The sequence below is a fragment of the Acinetobacter sp. DSM 11652 genome (assembly GCF_900109815.1).
GTDB lineage: Bacteria > Pseudomonadota > Gammaproteobacteria > Pseudomonadales > Moraxellaceae > Acinetobacter.
This window is the reverse complement of the sequence record NZ_FOBK01000001.1, coordinates 79,283-97,559: the sequence shown is the minus strand read 5'-3', so window position 1 is coordinate 97,559 and position 18,277 is coordinate 79,283. Positions and strand designations below refer to the sequence as shown.

General features: G+C 36.8%; 14 protein-coding genes. 6 read left to right on the top strand and 8 right to left on the bottom strand.

The genetic code is table 11. The annotated features are described in order from the left end of the window. Positions 1 to 160 precede the first annotated feature (160 nt). The 5 genes from pyrC to BMW42_RS14680 all read left to right on the top strand — a co-directional run bounded on the left by pyrC (position 161) and on the right by BMW42_RS14680 (position 5,836). Entirely contained in the window at positions 161 to 1,195 is a 1,035-nt protein-coding gene (gene pyrC, locus BMW42_RS00465) for a dihydroorotase (protein ID WP_092766254.1), read from the top strand. Continuing rightward, positions 1,180 to 1,836 (top strand): ribonuclease T, encoded by a 657-nt coding sequence (gene rnt, locus BMW42_RS00460; RefSeq protein ID WP_035266446.1) that lies wholly within the window; start codon positions 1,180 to 1,182, stop codon positions 1,834 to 1,836. Before pyrC ends, rnt begins: the two co-directional genes overlap by 16 nt. Positions 1,837 to 2,051: 215 nt before the next feature. Further along, complete coding sequence (locus BMW42_RS00455; protein WP_092765980.1) at positions 2,052 to 4,559, top strand: TonB-dependent receptor plug domain-containing protein; 2,508 nt, start codon at positions 2,052 to 2,054, stop codon at positions 4,557 to 4,559. Between the two features lie 152 nt (positions 4,560 to 4,711). Next, the gene (locus tag BMW42_RS00450; protein WP_092765979.1) at positions 4,712 to 5,653 is read left to right on the top strand and encodes a hypothetical protein; all 942 of its coding nucleotides are present in this window, start codon (positions 4,712 to 4,714) and stop codon (positions 5,651 to 5,653) included. Positions 5,654 to 5,686: 33 nt separating this feature from the next. Then, complete coding sequence (locus tag BMW42_RS14680) at positions 5,687 to 5,836, top strand: hypothetical protein (RefSeq protein ID WP_171076764.1); 150 nt, start codon at positions 5,687 to 5,689, stop codon at positions 5,834 to 5,836. A gap of 83 nt (positions 5,837 to 5,919) precedes the next feature. On the opposite strand, the gene serC is transcribed toward BMW42_RS14680, so the two are convergent. The 6 genes from serC to BMW42_RS00415 form a co-directional block, all read right to left on the bottom strand. Next, positions 5,920 to 7,002 (bottom strand): 3-phosphoserine/phosphohydroxythreonine transaminase, encoded by a 1,083-nt coding sequence (gene serC / locus BMW42_RS00445; protein ID WP_092765978.1) that lies wholly within the window; start codon positions 7,000 to 7,002, stop codon positions 5,920 to 5,922. A 632-nt stretch (positions 7,003 to 7,634) separates the two neighbouring features. Continuing rightward, positions 7,635 to 10,610, bottom strand: a complete 2,976-nt coding sequence (gyrA, locus tag BMW42_RS00440) for a DNA gyrase subunit A (RefSeq protein ID WP_092765977.1) — start codon at positions 10,608 to 10,610, stop codon at positions 7,635 to 7,637. Positions 10,611 to 10,914: 304 nt separating this feature from the next. Continuing rightward, positions 10,915 to 11,523 carry a hypothetical protein gene (locus tag BMW42_RS00435; protein ID WP_035266431.1) on the bottom strand — a complete coding sequence of 203 codons (609 nt, stop codon included), beginning with the start codon at positions 11,521 to 11,523 and terminating at the stop codon, positions 10,915 to 10,917. Between the two features lie 232 nt (positions 11,524 to 11,755). Beyond that, positions 11,756 to 12,688 carry an FAD-binding protein gene (locus tag BMW42_RS00430; protein WP_092765976.1) on the bottom strand — a complete coding sequence of 311 codons (933 nt, stop codon included), beginning with the start codon at positions 12,686 to 12,688 and terminating at the stop codon, positions 11,756 to 11,758. 18 nt (positions 12,689 to 12,706) lie between these two features. Then, on the bottom strand, positions 12,707 to 13,459 hold the full coding sequence (locus tag BMW42_RS00425) for an electron transfer flavoprotein subunit beta/FixA family protein (RefSeq protein WP_092765975.1): 753 nt from the start codon (positions 13,457 to 13,459) through the stop codon (positions 12,707 to 12,709). A gap of 452 nt (positions 13,460 to 13,911) precedes the next feature. Then, positions 13,912 to 14,520, bottom strand: coding sequence for a LysE family translocator (locus BMW42_RS00415; protein WP_035266421.1), 609 nt, complete (start codon positions 14,518 to 14,520; stop codon positions 13,912 to 13,914). A 112-nt stretch (positions 14,521 to 14,632) separates the two neighbouring features. On the opposite strand from BMW42_RS00415, the gene BMW42_RS00410 reads away from it, so the two are divergent. Beyond that, on the top strand, positions 14,633 to 15,127 hold the full coding sequence (locus BMW42_RS00410; protein WP_092765973.1) for an Lrp/AsnC family transcriptional regulator: 495 nt from the start codon (positions 14,633 to 14,635) through the stop codon (positions 15,125 to 15,127). Between the two features lie 86 nt (positions 15,128 to 15,213). On the opposite strand, the gene mtlD is transcribed toward BMW42_RS00410, so the two are convergent. Both mtlD and BMW42_RS00400 read right to left on the bottom strand, forming a co-directional pair. After that, positions 15,214 to 17,361: a bifunctional mannitol-1-phosphate dehydrogenase/phosphatase gene (gene mtlD, locus BMW42_RS00405; RefSeq protein WP_092765972.1), complete on the bottom strand. Its 2,148-nt coding sequence runs from the start codon at positions 17,359 to 17,361 to the stop codon at positions 15,214 to 15,216. Positions 17,362 to 17,572: 211 nt separating this feature from the next. Beyond that, a complete protein-coding gene (locus BMW42_RS00400; protein ID WP_092765971.1) occupies positions 17,573 to 17,947 on the bottom strand; it encodes a hypothetical protein in 375 nt (124 codons plus the stop codon). Between the last annotated feature and the right edge of the window lie 330 nt (positions 17,948 to 18,277).

Sequence of the window (18,277 nt, the reverse complement as noted above, 5' to 3'; positions counted from 1 at the left end):
CTTGTTCCCTAGATGAATAATGACTCATTCATCCAACGTATGCCTCATTTTTATATTAATCAGCACAAATAGATGTAAAACCCCTTTTATCGGCTTTTGTCGTTATCAATTTCAAGCAATATCGATTATCATCTATGTTATTTTTTCAGTAAGACTTGCCTTGAATACGATCACTTTAATCCAGCCAGATGATTGGCACGCTCATTTAAGAGATGGTTTAGCACTTCAACGTACTGTTCCTGATTTGGCGAAGCAATTTCATCGCGCAATCTGTATGCCAAATACAGTTCCACCTGTAAAAACTGTGGAAGAAGCACATGCTTATCGTGAAAGAATCATGGCGCATGTTCCTGAAAATGTAAAATTCGATCCTCGTATGGTGCTCTACTTTACGGATCATACTTCTCCTGAAGAAGTACAAAAAATTAAAAAATCTCCATATGTAAATGCAATTAAGCTTTACCCTGCTGGAGCAACCACGAATTCTGATAATGGCGTTAGTGATATACGTAAAGTGTATAGCGTCATTGAGCAACTTGAAGAACATCAGGTTCCTCTCTTACTCCACGGCGAAGTAACACATCATCATGTTGATATTTTCGATCGTGAAAAACGTTTCTTAGATGAAGTTTTAGCACCGCTGCTTAAACAATTTCCAAAATTGAAATTAGTTTTAGAACATATCACCACAAGCGAAGCTGCACATTTTGTACTTGAGCAAGATCGCAACGTGGCAGCGACGATTACACCACAACATTTGTTATTCAATCGCAATGACATGTTGGTTGGTGGTGTTAAACCGCATTTCTATTGTTTGCCAATTTTAAAACGCCAGACACATCAGCAAACTTTGTTAGAAGTCGCAACAAGTGGCAACCCTAAATTTTTCTTAGGTACTGACAGCGCTCCGCATTCTAAAAATGCGAAAGAAAATGCATGTGGCTGCGCTGGGTGTTATAGCGCTCCAACTGCAATTGAATTATATGCTCAAGCATTCGATCAAGTCGGTAAAATTGAACGTCTTGAAGGTTTCGCTTCATTCTTTGGTGCGGATTTCTATGGTTTACCTCGTAATACTGAAACCATTACATTGATCAAAGAAGATCAAGTGATTCCTGAAAGCCTTGAATATTTAGATGGCGAACAGATCATTCCTCTTTATGCAGGTAAAACAATTCAATGGAGAAAAGTGTGACCACTGAAACATTACCTGTCATCGGTCAACGCTTCCGCGGGTTCCTACCCGTGGTTGTTGACGTGGAAACAGCTGGTTTTAATGCAGATACTGATGCATTGCTCGAAATAGCATGTATTCCAATCATTTACGACGAGTCTGGAAAGTTTGTACCTGGTCAAGCGCATCATGCACACATCAATCCATTTGAAGGTGCAAATTTAGATCGTCGCTCACTCGACTTCATTGGCATTGATCCTTTTAATCCAATGCGTGTAGCGATGGCAGAAGATGAAAAGTCTGCACTTAAACGTATGTTTAAAGCAATTAATGAGGTACGCAAACAACAACAATGCACACATGCTGTGCTAGTTGGACACAATGCTCATTTTGATCTTGGTTTTTTAAAAGCGGCAATTGCACGTACTGGAACTAAGAATCAAAATCCATTTCATAGTTTCTCGGTTTTTGATACGGTGACTTTGAGTGCTGTGATGTTCGGACAAACTGTTTTGGCTAAATCATGTATTCAAGCTGGCATCGAGTTTGATGGTAAAGAAGCCCACTCTGCTTTGTATGACACACAGAAAACAGCTGAATTATTCTGCTATATTTTAAATAAATTAGCGCCCCATTTACTTGAAACACTCGTTTCAGAGTAAAAATCTTTAAATACCCCAATATTTTAGAAATCTTGATCATCCTGTGGATTGATCTTAATTGAAAAGTATTGGGGCTTTTTGTTCCAATTTTTAACTATCGCTTTTTTATATTATGTTAATCGGAATATAGTATTGATAATTATTCTCTTTAATATTGTGAAATAAGTACCATTAAATGATAATCGCTATCGTTTTTATTCTCTCAATGTTAAATCATGTCATTTGTACGCTCAAAATTAAATTTAGCCATTCTTACGATACTTTCAACTACAGTTTGTGCAAATGAAACAGAAATAAATTCAACAGCTAATGATGATTCAATCAAACTCAATACAATTGTAACGAATGCAACTGAGCAACAAGAAGTTGGAAAAACCCTTTATACGAAGGATGACTTAGACAAGACACCCAATAGTTCTAAGAACATTACTGATTTTTTAAGAGTAAATCCTAATGTGCAATTTGGTAATAATTTTAAAAGTGGCTTACAACAAGGTGAACTTAGCCCAGCCGAAATTAGCATCAATGGCGGTTTACCCTATGAAAATAAATTTCTAATCAATGGGATGAGCATCAACAATAATATTAACCCTGTGGGTGCAACAACATCGAACTCAAATAATGAACTACTCGGCTCTAGTCAAGCTGTTGCAGTCAATGCAGACCTGATTTGTAATATTAAACTGCTTGATAGCAATGTGAGCGCTGAATATGGTGAATTTACTGGCGGTGTAGTGAGTGCAGAAACCTGCGCACCAAAAACTGAGGTAGGCAAAATTCACGGTAATATTACCTATGATTATACATCTGATTCTTGGTCTAAAATCAACTTGCCTGATCCAGAAAGCCAACTGGAATTTGAAACCTCCAACAGTGAAAAAAATCAACCTTTCTTTACTAAACAAGGAGTCAGCGCAACACTGTATGGTAATCTCACAGACCAATTAGGTTTCAATGCTTTTGGCTCTTTTCGACATTCGTTAATTCCATTAAAAACGAATTTTATTGAGCCAGCAGAATTAGACCAAACACGTGCTGCGAGCAATTATGGTGTCGAACTCTTCTATACACCTTCAGATAAAACCTCATTAAAAATAGGAACTCAGCTATTTGAAAATAAAGGTGAGTACTTCAATGCTACATTTTTAAACTCAGAAAACACGCAAATATCTGATAGTCAAAGTATTTATATCAATTTAAAAAATAAATTAAATACTGTTCGGTTAGAACAACAACTTAATTATCAAACACAAAAAAGCTCGCGAAAGGCAGAGCAGGATGCGTATGTGTGGGCTCGATCTTCAACAAAGAATTGGAATCCGAATTTAAGTACGCAATCATATGGAAACTATGGTGCATTATCACAAGAAGAAAAAAAACTCGAATACTCAATCAAAGCCCTATTTGAACCAATAAACTCTGCGAACTCATCACACCAATTCAAAGTGGGTGCAGGTTATGGTCATTATGAAGCGTATTGGGAAAGACCTGAAGTTTCTAATAATTATTACACAACTACTATCGCTTCCAAAAATATTGAAAACTTAAACTGTTACGCTTCTGATGGTCGTCGTTATGATGCTTGTGACGAAGGCAATTCAATTGACGGGCAATATTTAACGCAACGATTTAAATATGATGCAGGACAAATCAATGTACGCCAAGATCGTTGGCATGCATATCTCGAAGATTCAATTTATGTTAATCCATTTATTCAATCTAGTTTAGGCTTAAGAGCTGATTATGATTCACTGACTCAAAATACAAATATTGCACCTCGTAGTTCATTTGTTTTGAAGCCATTTGGCAATGATCAATTATTTATCACGGCTGGTTGGAATCGCTATTATGGTTTAAACGCATTCGCCAACGAATTACAAGATCAACGAGGTCGATTACAGACAAAATTTAAGAGAAATAGTCTTTCTGAAGGTTGGGAACTCGATCCGACGTATATGCCATCCTTCAAATCAAGGTCAGAGCTGGATACGCCGTTTTCAGATGAATCTGTATTTGCTTTTAACACCAATATTTGGAACATCAATACTGGTTTAAAATATGTTCAGCGAGAGAACAAAGACCAATTACGCCAGCAGCAAGGTAATAAGTCTTATAACAACTCAGGAAAATCTGAAGCTGAAATATTAACGTTCTCTTTAAAAAATATTAAACCACTTGTATTAAAAAATTCTGTGCATTATTTAAGCCTAAATGCCGATATGACAGATACAAATCGTAATTTTGATAGCTATGAAAGCAACTACTACACAGGTACATCACAAATTTATTATGATGGCAAACTGATTAATGCTGAAGATAAACCCACTGATAATTTTAATACACCATGGACAGTTAGACTAGATTGGAATATTGGTTTTAATAATATTCCTTTAAATATTAATCATTATCTTAGCTATCGTGCAGGGACACCAGGTATGAAAAAAACCCTGAGTACCAGTAAAACTGAATTTGTCTATGAACTCGATGGTATGAAATATGACACTTACACTGCATATAAAACGAAAAATGCTTTGCATTGGGATATGCGTACTACCTACACAATACCGAGTTCAAAAAATACGCAAACTAGTTTTGGTTTAACCATTAATAATGTACTTAACCGTAAAAATGAGTACTTTTCTTCCAATACATCCTCCGTGACACCAACACCAAGTCCTGAAATCGGTCGTCAATTCATTGCAGATGTTACATTTAAGTTCTAACTCATGATTCCCATAGAGCACTTAGGTGCTCTTTTTCATTTATGCCACGTTAAACTTTTGGATTGCATAAAGAAAAAACAATTCAAGACTTGAAAAATATCAATTATCCTCGATATTACATAGAGTAATTCACTCAATCTTAGAATGAGCATATGAACAATCAAAACAAACCTGAAATTATTACGATAGAAGATCAAAGCTTTGGTAGCCATGTAGAACATTGGGCGCTGTTAACTGATGATCCGACTGCTCAGGTTCCAAAATGGTTGAGTGAAGCACTAAATGCACCTGTCATGCCGATGGGGATTTGTGCTGAAGAACAAGATATGGATCCGAATGTTTGGCTAATTCAAGGACCTAAACAACAACCTATCCAATTGGTTCAAGTCATTGCTGTAGAAGACAATAAACCTAAATCAGTCAAAACAGCCTTCCCTACTTTTGATAGTCCTTATACGTTGAACGCGACGATTGAACGCATCATTACATGTAAGTCCAACACGCAAGCAGTGTTACAATTAAAAGTTAGTGATAATAGTGTGGTTTATGCTTTTGATAGCTTATACAGTGTTAACCAAATTCAATACCAAAAAAATCAATCTTATAAAGTCCAATTAAATGCGTGGGCTTATGAGCTAGAAAAAGTTGCTGATCAAGAACAAATTGTTGTGGATGATCCAGCTTCAATTAAACACCATCGTGCTTTAAATGAAATTTTGAGTGAACACAATGGTGTAGCGCCAGATAATTTACAGCAGCTGATTGATGCTTGGGAACCTAAATCAGATGCCGATAAAGAACCTGTAACGGTCGATTTTTCGAAAATGGTGGCTTACTTGTACGGTGAAACCATGGGTCAGGAAGATGAGGCCTGGTTCCAAGGAAAAGTGGTTGGCAAGACCCAAATGCAGTTCAACGATCAATTTTATCAACTTTATGATGTAACACTTATTTTGGAAGATAACCAACCTGCTACACTTATTCGTATCGCGACTAAGGATGAGAATTATAAAAATTTCGAAATTGGTCAATATATTCGTGGAAATATATGGATTCAGGCGAATATTTATGCTAAAAATACATCAAATAAATAGGATTTAACTATAAAGTAATATTTAGGCTCCTAGATGAAAATTATACCGGAACAATCAACAGGCTTAATGGAACAAGCACGCCCTCGTATTCGTGTAGACAAGGGTGCTTACTGTTTCTTTTTCTTAGGTGTTTTCCTCGCTGCTTTTATTTTCCACTTTACCAATCTTATTCCAGCATTTTAATAAAGTAGCATTGATTACTTTCATCTGCGTTTTAGTGCATAAAAAAAGCCTGTCATATGACAGGCTTTTTTTACAGACTGATTTTAAGCGTTACGCTTCGCAAAATCATCCATAAATTTCACAAGAGCTTGTACACCTTCAAGTGGCACTGCATTGTAAATACTCGCACGCATACCACCTACTGAACGATGTCCTGCAAGATTTAATAAATTATTTTCCTCTGCTTCTTTCAGGAATTGCTTTTCAAGTTCAGGCTTCGCCAATGTAAATGGCACATTCATAATTGAACGATATTCTTTCGCAATTGGATTTGCATAGAAGTCACTTGAATCAATATAACCATACAATAATTCAGCTTTTTGCTGGTTCACTTGATGAATTGCCTCTACACCACCCTGTTCAAGCAACCATTCAAATACTAAGCCTGATAAATACCAAGCATAAGTAGAAGGTGTATTCACCATAGAATCGTTCTTCGCTTGCGCTGAATACTTCAAGATGCTCGGAATTTCTTCTTTTGCTTGATCTAATAAATCATCGCGAATGATTACCAATGTTAAACCAGCAGGACCGATATTTTTTTGCGCACCCGCGTAAATAAGACCGAATTTTGAAACATCAATTGGTGCCGACAAAATACTAGAAGATAAATCTGCAACCAGTGGTTTATCCGTAGTTGGGATATTTTTAAATTGAATACCACCAATCGTTTCGTTATCTGCATAATGAACATAGGCAGCATCAGCAGATAAATTCCATGTACTTTGATCAGAAATTGCAAGATTACCATCTGCATCTTTAATACCAGCTTCGATCACGTTAATTTCGCCATAACGTTTTGCTTCTTTTAAAGCTTTTTCAGACCAAATGCCAGTATGGATATAATCTGCTTTGTTATTTTTCCCTAATAGATTCAATGGAATCGCAGAGAATTGTAGAGAAGCACCACCCTGTAAGAAAAGCACTTTGTAGTTCTCAGGAATATTCATCAACTTGCGTAAGTCTGCTTCTGCTTTTTCAGCAACAGCGACGTAGTCTGCACTACGATGACTCATTTCCATGATTGATAGGCCCTTACCCTGCCAATCAAGCATCTCAGCTTGAGCTTTTTCTAATACAGCAGTAGGTAATGCAGCAGGACCAGCACAGAAGTTGTACGCGCGCATGATTTTTCCTTTCAGAGTGAAACACAATAAAATGATGGCATTTAACCACAGATAACCATAGCTTGCAGTATATTCAACTTAAATAATTTCAATCTTGTTTTCACACTAAAGCTATTTTTTCAATAAGCTCTACATTTATCAGAGATTTATGTTTACTATATTTTGAGAGACACCGTAGTTAGTAAGTTTAAATCGCTCACTACAACAGCTCTCAATCTGACAAAATTTATTATGACTATTTCGTTGTATTGTCTTTCATTTCATGCGAACAATTAAAACATCTCACCATACCATTCATAGCTGACTCTTTTAAAATGACTGTGTAATAAAAATCCATCTTTTATATCTTGATCTACAATTTCAACAACCATTTCATTATTTTTATCTCGAACTGCATCATAAAGCGCATCAGTATTTACAGCTGAATGTTTTGTTTATGAACAATATTCCTCAGATTCCCCTCTCTCCTTCATTCAGCTGAAATGAAAGGGTTCACTACATGCTGTTATAAACAGTGCTATTACAATCAGCAAGCTATAATTAAATTTGAGTTTCATTTTTAATTAAAATTCTTTTTAGACTATTGTTAATTAAAAAAGGACGCTTCAGCGTCCTTTTTTAATTCCTACAAATTATTCATCTGTAGATTTTTCATCGCTATCAGTCGTATCAATTTCTTGAGTATCTACTGATTCATTAGATTCAATTGAAGCCTCTTCACCTTCAACTGATTCTATAAAATCATCTTCCTCAACAGCTTCAATCGCTTCAACACCAACCAATGTCTCGTTTTCACCTAAGCGGATTAAACGTACACCTTGTGCATTACGACCCGTCTGAGCAATTTCAGATGCACGAGTACGTACTAGCGTACCACCATCAGAAATCAGCATGACTTCTTTACTGACATCGATCGCTACGGCACCAACCAGCTCACCATTACGATCAGATGTCTTGATCGCAATGACGCCTTTACCACCACGTTTCTTGGTCGGGAAGTCATCCACTGGCGTACGCTTACCGTAACCATTCGCTGAAGCACATAGCACTTCACCTGTTGCCGGGACAACAACTAATGAAACAATACGGCTTAAGAAATTAGAATCCGTATCTTCATCTTCTGAATCTACATCATTGTCTTCAATTTCTTCCGCTTGAGCCAATCCAATGGTGACACGCATACCACGTACACCTTTCGCAGAACGACCCATTGCACGTACATCAGTTTCTGCAAATCGAATCGCTTTACCTTCATTCGAGAACAACATAATTTGTTGTTCACCGTCAGTAATCGCAACACCAATTAAACGGTCATCTCCAGCTAACTCGATTGCACGTAAACCATTTGAACGTACATTAGAGAACTGCTCAAGTTCAACTCGCTTGATCGTACCGTATTCAGTTGCCATAAAGACATAGAAGTTTTTACGTAAGTTTTCTGCAAGCTCAGCAAATTCAACTACTACTTCATCATCAAGATCTGTAGTTGATAATTCAACTCCTAACTCTTTCAGATGTGTACGCAATTCGTCCGATAGATCGTCACCATCTGCTAGATCAGCAAATGATTTTTCTAATGCATCATAGTGTGCAGCAATGATTTCGTTTTGCTGTAATTGAGCTTGATGAGATTTAACAAACTGACGGAAATCGGCTAGACGTTCTTTAAATTTCTTCGGTGCATCAATCACTGGCAGAATAGCAGTAATTGTCTCATTTTCATCTAATGGCAATAAGTTCACCATAGGACGACCTTTTGCACCACGAGAAGCTTGAGGCACTTCAAAAACTTTTAAGCGATAGACTTTGCCGACATTGGTAAAGCATAAAACTGTTGCATGGTTAGATGTCACAATCAAATGTTGAATGTAATCATCTTCTTTCATAGACGTTGCTGATTTACCACGCCCACCACGACGTTGCGCAGCATAATCAGAAAGTGGCTGTGTTTTCGCATAGCCTGATTGAGAAACGGTTAAAACAACTTGTTCTTCTGGAATTAAATCCTCACGAGAGAAATCTACACGAGATTCTACAATCGCAGTACGACGCTCATCACCGTATTGCTGAAGAATAAGTGCAAGCTCTTCACGAATCACGTTCATCAACAATTCAAAATCATTAAGAATTGCTGTCAACTCTGCAATTTGTGCCAAAATTTCAGAATATTCTGCATGCAGCTTATCTTGTTCTAAACCAGTTAAACGATGCAAACGTAATTCTAAAATTGCACCCACTTGAGTCGGCGAGAGACGATAAATATTGCCAGATAATCCAAACGGTTTATTAGGATCTTCACCCTCAATCTCATCTGGGCGAACAGAAACTGAACCTGCTTTTTCCAATAAAGCAACTACACCACCTGCAGACCATTCCCCTGCTTGCAAACGTTCACGTGCTTCTTGCGGATTCGCAGAGGTTTTAATGGTTTCGATGATGGCATCAATATTTGCTAAAGCAACCGTTAAACCTTCCAAGATATGACCACGTTCACGCGCTTTACGTAATTCGAACATCGTACGACGTGTTACAACTTCTTGACGATGGCGAATGAAAGCAGCAATGATGTCTTTTAAATTCATCAGCTTTGGCTGGCCATTATCCAAGCAAACCATATTAATACTGAATGAATTTTGAAGCTGAGTATTTTGGAATAAATTATTAACAATTACTTCAGCGTTTTCGCCACGCTTTAAGTCAATTGCAATACGCATCCCTTCTTTATCAGATTCGTCGCGTAACTCTGAAATACCTTCGAGCTTCTTCTCTTTCACAAGTTCAGCAATACGTTCAATCGTTTTTGCTTTGTTCACTTGATATGGAATTTCAGTGAATACAATCGTCGTACGACCTGTTTTTTGGTCTTCTTCTAAATGGTACTTACCACGAATAAATAAACGACCTTTACCAGTACGGTAAGCATCAACAATACCCGATTTACCGTAAATGATACCGCCTGTAGGAAAGTCTGGACCCGAAATATGCTCCATCAATCCTTCAATACTGATATTCGGATTATTGGCATAGGCTAAGCACGCATTGACCACTTCAGTCATATTATGCGGCGCCATATTGGTTGCCATACCTACAGCAATACCCGTGACACCATTAATGAGTAAATTTGGCACACGAGTTGGCATAACTTGTGGGATACGCTCTGAACCGTCGTAGTTATCTTCCCACTCTACTGTATCTTTTTCTAAATCAGCTAACAGTTCATGCGTTAATTTACGCATACGCACTTCGGTATAACGCATCGCTGCTGCACTGTCACCATCAACAGAGCCGAAGTTACCCTGACCATCAACCAACTGATAACGTAAACTGAAATCTTGTGCCATACGAACGATTGTTTCGTATACAGCAGAGTCACCATGAGGGTGGTATTTACCGATTACATCACCAACGACACGCGCTGATTTTTTGTAAGCTTTGTTATAATCATTTCCAAGCTCATGCATCGCATAAAGAACACGGCGATGAACTGGCTTTAAACCATCTCTAACGTCTGGTAGTGCACGAGAGACAATGACACTCATAGCATAGTCGAGATATGAGCTCTTCAGTTCATCCTCAATGGCAATCGGTCGAATTTCCGATACGCTCATGCATACTCCTTATTACAAACAGCTTGAAGAAACTGCTCGATTTATATAATCAATCTTGCAAAAAATTAGCCCAAAATCTATGGAGCTAAATTCTAAAACTCAGCCGAAAATTATAGCACAAATCCGTATTTTTGTCCCTAAATTTTATGGATGATCTGTTTAATTTTATTCATAAAAATGACTAAGTTTTCAACACAAAATTCTTAAACAGTATTGCCCTAAAATGAATGATAAAAATCACTTTTTTGCTACTTATACATAAAAAAGATCCTCGTAAGGATCTTTATAAATACATGAATATTCTTCAATGATGAAGTTCGCGCTTGTCCGCTTTCATTAAACTAAAAGAAATTGCAAATAAGCTTAAAATCAACGGAAACTCATACAGCTCTTCGAGTAAGCTTTCATTACTATTTTCTGTGAGCAGGAGCATCCCTATAAAGCGATGATGCTCTATCGCATCAGAAACAACGAGCCCAATCACAGCCAAAACCAAGGCCCAAACTGGGATAATAGCTGTCTTAAACTTGTTCACAATCTCTGTGCGTAATTTTTGGTTCAATAGTGGAAAAACCACAGACCCAATCAATACAATTGAGATACCTCGAAAATAGATTTTTGGGACATCAGGGAAATAATCTCGCCCCCAACTGGTACTACGACCAAACAATAAAACCCACCAGCAAACAGCCCAAAGCCAAAACTCTTTCTTACCTTCTCTAAGCTGTAAAGGCTTTATGTAAAAATAGCTAATAACTGCAAAGGACAACAATAAAAGAGCCTGTAAATTTTCAATCAGACGCACGTCTTCCATACCAAACACATTGAAATGGACTTGATTAAATAATGGAAAAATTAAACATGAGACCGCGATTAGAACAAGCGGTAAGGTTATTCGGGTGTCGACCAGCAAAACACAAACTCCCTCATTAATACATTGAAAGTATGAATGAGCTTAAAAAATGATGGCGAATCATATCACAATTACAAAAAACATATAAAACGGTAAATTCTGATCCCTTGATGAGAATAATCTATAATTTTGTTTTATGAGATTTTTTTGATGATTAAATATAAAAATGCCCTGACCAAGTAAAATGAAATGAATCATTACTCGATCAGAGCATTAGTACAGCAATGCTGAACTAGATTTTAGAAACTAATTCTGGAACCACTGTATTTAAGTCACCTACTAACCAGTAGTCAGCTACTGCATTAATTGGAGCTTCTTCATCTTTGTTGATCGCAACGATCACCTTAGAATCTTTCATACCTGCCAAGTGCTGAATCGCACCAGAGATACCTACAGCAATATAAAGGTCTGGCGCAACGATTTTACCCGTTTGACCAACTTGCATATCGTTTGGAACGAAACCAGCATCTACTGCTGCACGAGATGCACCTTGAGCTGCACCAAGCTTATCAGCTAATGGATCAAGTACTTTATGGTAGTTCTCACCAGAACCTACACCACGTCCACCAGATACAACAATGCGAGCTGCTGTTAATTCTGGACGTTCTGATTTTACGATTTCTTCAGATACGAACTTAGAAATACCCGCATCACCAGTAGAAGTTGCAGCTTCAACCGCAGCAGATCCACCTTCAGCAGCAACTGCATCAAACGCTGTACCACGAACTGTACCAACAACAACTGATTCACCAGACTCTACAGTTGCAATCGCGTTACCAGCATAGATTGGACGCTTGAAAGTTTTAGGACCATCAACTGCAATAATGTCAGTAATCATACTTACATCAAGAAGTGCTGCAGCACGTGGAAGTACGTTTTTACCCGTCGTTGTAGACGCCGCAAGAATGTGTGAATAACCTGTACCAATTGAAGCAACAAGCTTCGCTACATTTTCAGCCAATTGGTTTGCATATGCAGCATCGTCAGCTAAAAGAACTTTGCTTACACCAGCAACTTTAGCAGCTTCATCAGCAACTGCTTGAGCGCCTGAACCAGCAACTAATACAGTGATATCACCACCGATTTTTTGAGCCGCAGCTACAACGTTTAAAGTTGCACCATTAAGTGCTTTGTTGTCGTGCTCAGCGATTACTAAAATACTCATGATTTTTATCCTTCTGTATTAGATCACTTTCGCTTCATTTTTTAGTTTTTCAACAAGCTCATCAACAGACTTCACTTGAACACCAGCTTTACGTTCAGCAGGCGCTTCAACTTTAACAGTCTTAAGCTTAGTTGCAGGATTAACACCAAAATCTGCAGGAGATTTAGTATCAAGCGGTTTCTTACGTGCTTTCATGATGTTTGGTAGAGCAGCATAACGTGGCTCATTCAAACGTAAGTCAGTCGTAATGATCGCTGGAAGTGCTAGTTCAACAGTTTGTAAACCACCGTCGATTTCACGAGTCACTTGTACTTTATCGCCTTCAACTTTAACTTCTGAAGCAAATGTACCTTGACCAGCACCAAGTAATGCACCAAGCATCTGACCAACTTGGTTAGAGTCGTCATCAATTGCTTGTTTACCAAGAAGGATAAGTTGTGGCTGTTCAGCGTCTACAACGCCTTTAAGAATCTTCGCAACTTCTAAAGCACCAAGTTGGCTGTCATTAGCTTCAACTAGGATACCGCGGTCTGCACCAAGCGCCATTGCAGAACGGATTTGTTCTTGCGCTTCTTTAGGACCAATAGAAACAACAACGATTTCTGAAACAGTTCCTTTTTCTTTTAAGCGAACCGCTTCTTCCACTGCGATTTCACAGAATGGGTTAATTGACATTTTAACGTTAGTAAGGTCAACCCCACTATTGTCCGGCTTTACGCGAACTTTAACGTTGGCATCAACCACACGTTTTACAGCAACAAGAGCCTTCATGTAATCCTCGGCTGTTTTAACAGAAGTAAATATTCAGAAAAGTTATAATAACTCTTCATTTAAAATTTTTAGGTGTCCTATCTTGCAATGTGTTTGGCATTTCGGTCAAGTCACAATTCACAAAACTGCTGTAAAAAAGCGTAATTTTCGTTGAACGGAGCGTTCACAAAATTATTTTGTTAATAAATTTGTCAGCTTTTCAATATTTTTTGTAAAAAATTAAACTTTGATTTTTAATATTTTTTTAATTTATTAACTACATCAGTGGAATTGATGCTGTAGACTCTTATTTTACGTTGAAAAGCGTTGGCGTGAGTCACCAAATTTGAGGTAAAAAATGTCATAACAGACAGCAAAAATTACAATAACAGCTATTCTTTTTGAGTATAATTTAACCAAAGTTAAATCTATTTGAATAGAAAGCGCAAACATTAGTTTGCGCTTTTTTAATGTTAATTTACAATGAGCCATGTTGCTGCCAATGAAAGCATCACTCCCGAACCACCATCAATCCATTTTTGACGTTTTTCATTTATCCCTGTTTTCTGTGTCAAAAATGCAAATACAAAACTCAATGATGAATAAATAATTAAGCATAATCCAATGAAGATTAGGGATAAGACAATCCCCTGTCCCATAATCGAAGAGGTATGCTGGTTAATAAATTGAGGCAAAATCGCAAAATAAATAAGCATACCTTTAGGATTAAGTAAGGATGTTATAAAACCGCGTCGAATCGGACTAATGACCTGACTTTGTTTAATTTCAATATTTTTGTGATTAAGCGCAGATCGAATCAAATTAAATGCCAAATAAAGCAAATAACAGATTCCTAACCATTTGATCGTTTCAAAAATAATAGGGAAAGAAATAATGATAGCCGCAATACCCACAACGACTAAAAAAGAATGGACGAAATAACCCAAACACACCCCTAAAGTCGCCATAACGCCTGCTTTCGCATTTTTACCCATTACCTGTGACAGAATAAATAACATATCCGGACCAGGCGTAAAAATAAGAGGGATAACTGTCAAAGCAAATAACCAATAGGTAGACATTTTCTTTCTTCCATCATTAATGAAAATGAAAAAAAAGTATCTTCGAATTTACATAAAATAGGATTTCAAATATTCTATTTATTCTTTAATTTTTAGAATTTAATTCTAATATATGAAAATAATATCTAAATCAATTTCAGTTAAATTAGATCGTATCGATAAAAGTATCATTCATGAACTTCAAACCAACGGTCGAATTCAAAATAATGATTTAGCCAAAGAGATTGGCTTATCACCATCCTCTTGTTTAAGACGCGTAAAAATTCTCGAAGATGCTGGAGTCATCCAGCAATACACAACCATTGTTGATCCTCAAAAAATCGGATTACAACTTATTCTATTTTCGCGTATTTGGTTGGTGGGACAAGACGCTGAAACCATCGATACTTTTATTGAAGCGATGAAAGAACTCCCTCAAGTCATGGAGTGCTATATTATTTTGGGCGAATGTGATGCGATGTTAAAAGTTGTCGTACCTGATTTGGAGAACTATCGTAAATTTCAGTCAGAACACTTAACCAAAAAAAATGGGATTACCAGTGTGAAAACGGATTTACCCAGTCAAATCATTAAACAAAGCTATCAACTGCCCCTGCAATCAATTTAATACCATTAAGCAATCGATCCGACTGACTTTTCAGATCGGACCGATTATCCATTTTGATCAAGTTAAAAAGTTAAATGTTCAATGCTTTAAGTTTTTTCAACCTCGATTTTTTCATTCAAAATTTTTTCTAGAAGTACATGCTGATCCACTGATTCACTCAATTTAGGATCACAAATTTTGAGTCTCCGTTTCAGCTCTTCCTGCAAATACAATTGATCCTCAAGTTCCAATTCAGTTTGACTAAGTTGCTGAGCAAAATGCCGAATCACATCTTCAAATCGTTGATTTTGCTTCAGTATAACGTATGCATAACCCAATACAAGCCCTTTGAAAATTTCCTGATAAGGCTTGCCACGTTGAAAATTGTATGCCAATGAAGATAGTACCCGCTCACCAAAACCTAACTTACGATATGGGTCTCTTGCCACTCGATCACATGGGTCTTTATAAGCCGTCTCACAAGAGTCGATAAAACTCTTCGCCAACAATTCTAAATTTTCTTTTCGATGTGGTAGTAGATCCTTTAATCCAACTTTAACCTCATGGAGTACTGCCAACATAAATTTAGAAATTTGCTCATCAGACAGTGCAATCCCGATTGTTTCATATTGTCGAAAACTTGCAGCCCATGCTGTCATTGCATGCACACCATTCCACATGCGATTTTTGATTAACTGTATCTCTTCAATCTCTTCAACCAGAATCATTTGGCGCATTTTTTCTAATAAAGGACTATTATTTTCTACATAAAGTGGCATATCTGTTTCGGCATGGAATAAGATTAATTCTAGATTCTGTAGAATATGCGCCGATTTGAATTTTTCGTATAGATCGTCAATATACTGAGTAGCCAATTGTTCTTGTTCAGCATTTAAACGCGTCCCTTCATCCACATCCGTCACGTCTAAATCATGCTCATCCTGCACATGTCTAAAAATGTTGTATTTGATTTTTAACTGTCTAAATAATTTTTGATCTGTAATTTTCGCTACCATTCGATTGACTACTGTATCGCAAAAATAGTGCTGCGACATGATGATATTGACCGTCTTCGCATCCGTAATTTCATGCAAAGCACTACAAATCTGTTGTTCAATTAATGATTTTGCGCCTACTTTGTTCAAAACAATTAAAACTGTTAGAGGATTCAACTGTTCTTCAAAATGGATATAACGCGCATACAACCCTTGAGCAATGGTTTTAGCCTCTTGCTCGATTGCCTTTTCAGGTAAACACAGTGCAATTAAACTTGATTCAATATACATGTGCTGCATCATTTCAATATTTGATGCATCTATGACGGTTATATTGTCTATTCGCTCGTTATGAGAGTGTTGCCCATAACGAATACTGTAACCACCAAAAGTATTCACACTATTTCTATAGAGTGAATTCCGCGTTGAAGCATAGATTTGTTTTGGTCGAGTATATCCATCCCAATGAGACAATACTTGGGCAATATAGCCACCACCTATTGCCCCAAAACCATGTATCCCCACGACATGCTGATTTAAAGTCTGAGGAAAAGAGTCAAATAGAGCAGGCATTTTTAATTTTGGTGTAAATTGATTCAAATCTTCCAGAAAATCATGCATGCTTTCGTAAAAGAAATTCGCTTTTTCGAGCATGGTTGAATTAGGTTCTTTGATATCTTGAAGTAATACCGTTAATCCACCCGCTTCAAACGCCGACATCACTCCATTTTCTGAGTCTTCAAACATTAAACATAAAGTTGGATCAATGTTCAGTTGCTCAGCAGCTTTTAAGAAAATTTCTGGGTGTGGTTTTCCATTATCAACCTCATCGCCGCATACGATAATGTCGAAAAACTTATATACATTGGCATTGATTAAATACTCTTCAGCTATTTCACGTCGACTCGAAGTTGCTACTGCCATTTTCAGATTGGACTTTCTTAAACGTTCAAGAACTTGCATGAGTCCAAATTTAATCGGCACTCCGTATTTTCTTACATGCTCAAGTTCTAGCTGATCTGCTCGCTTTCTAATTTCCGCATACGGCACTTCTTGACCATATTGCTGATTTGCCAGTTTTTCGGCACTACGAGCACTTAAACCCAAACAAGATAATAAATAGGCGTCTGTAAATTCGACACCAATGAGTTCTAATGATGCTTGCTTCAAAGTTTGAAAACGAAGTCGCTCCGTATCAAACATTGTGCCATCCATATCAAAAATGGCGGCATGGATATTATTTTCATGAAATTTAATCATTTACCCCTCTCCAAAAAAATTCAAAATTACTAGACAAGTGTAAAGAATTTGACTGAATCGAATGAGCAGAATAAATATATGAAACAAAATTGAACGTTATTTAATCAATAATTTTATCTTTATGTATTGAGTTGTTGGAAATGAGTAAATTTAATTTTCTATAAAGTAACAGAGCTAAAATTATTAGCTCTGTTTTTTTAAATGATTTTTTTCAAACTTGATTGAGCGCCGCCAAGTAATCACGATGGACGTGACTCAATTCAATAATAGGGTATTGTTCTAGTTCAAAAATTTTCCAAACTTCAATAAAGTCTTCTTTCAAATCAACTCCTTGATCTGCAATAGGTCTTTCTTGCCATTGCTGATCAGAAATCCACAAATAAGTCTTAGATGCTATTGGATCAATCGCTTGGATTTTTCCTTCAGTATTAATACCCTGCACATAGGCATTGTTAGGTAGAGCGGCCTCAATCAACGGTAAATTGATTTCCACAAAATGTTTCACCTGACGTAAACCATAACCTGCAAAAATGTCTTTTTGTGCTGAAGAGAGTTGCTGATACTTTTGATCAATATTGTCAATCATGGCTTGACCTAATCATTCCTGCAAAATATTTTTTAATTTGTATACAACTTAAATCCATCTATTAAAGTTATACCTTAAAAATCGTATTAAAAAAAATCAATTCGAAAAATTTAAGCTAAAGTTTAAGGGAAAATTATTTTTAAAAGCGCAGCTTTCAAAAGCTCAATCCCAACAATACATTATTTTTCAAATAATTTTATTCGCATTAAATTAACGCATTTTATTTATACCAATGGTTATTAGCTATTTTCTGGAGCATAAAACTGTAAATTTCATTCATTTTTAGAGTGGCACATTCATTGCTTAACCAGTTTGAACTTAATCTGGGGA

What these genes read in the sequence shown, in the direction of transcription:
- BMW42_RS00455 (WP_092765980.1), top strand. Translation starts at nt 2,052, where the DNA reads ATGTCATTTGTACGCTCAAAATTAAATTTAGCCATTCTTACGATACTT.
- BMW42_RS00430 (WP_092765976.1), bottom strand. Translation starts at nt 12,688, where the DNA reads ATGAGTATTTTAGTAATCGCTGAGCACGACAACAAAGCACTTAATGGT.
- BMW42_RS14680 (WP_171076764.1), top strand. Translation starts at nt 5,687, where the DNA reads ATGAAAATTATACCGGAACAATCAACAGGCTTAATGGAACAAGCACGC.
- BMW42_RS00400 (WP_092765971.1), bottom strand. Translation starts at nt 17,947, where the DNA reads ATGATTGACAATATTGATCAAAAGTATCAGCAACTCTCTTCAGCACAA.
- BMW42_RS00425 (WP_092765975.1), bottom strand. Translation starts at nt 13,459, where the DNA reads ATGAAGGCTCTTGTTGCTGTAAAACGTGTGGTTGATGCCAACGTTAAA.
- serC (WP_092765978.1), bottom strand. Translation starts at nt 7,002, where the DNA reads ATGCGCGCGTACAACTTCTGTGCTGGTCCTGCTGCATTACCTACTGCT.
- BMW42_RS00410 (WP_092765973.1), top strand. Translation starts at nt 14,633, where the DNA reads ATGAAAATAATATCTAAATCAATTTCAGTTAAATTAGATCGTATCGAT.
- mtlD (WP_092765972.1), bottom strand. Translation starts at nt 17,361, where the DNA reads ATGATTAAATTTCATGAAAATAATATCCATGCCGCCATTTTTGATATG.
- gyrA (WP_092765977.1), bottom strand. Translation starts at nt 10,610, where the DNA reads ATGAGCGTATCGGAAATTCGACCGATTGCCATTGAGGATGAACTGAAG.
- BMW42_RS00415 (WP_035266421.1), bottom strand. Translation starts at nt 14,520, where the DNA reads ATGTCTACCTATTGGTTATTTGCTTTGACAGTTATCCCTCTTATTTTT.
- BMW42_RS00450 (WP_092765979.1), top strand. Translation starts at nt 4,712, where the DNA reads ATGAACAATCAAAACAAACCTGAAATTATTACGATAGAAGATCAAAGC.
- rnt (WP_035266446.1), top strand. Translation starts at nt 1,180, where the DNA reads ATGGAGAAAAGTGTGACCACTGAAACATTACCTGTCATCGGTCAACGC.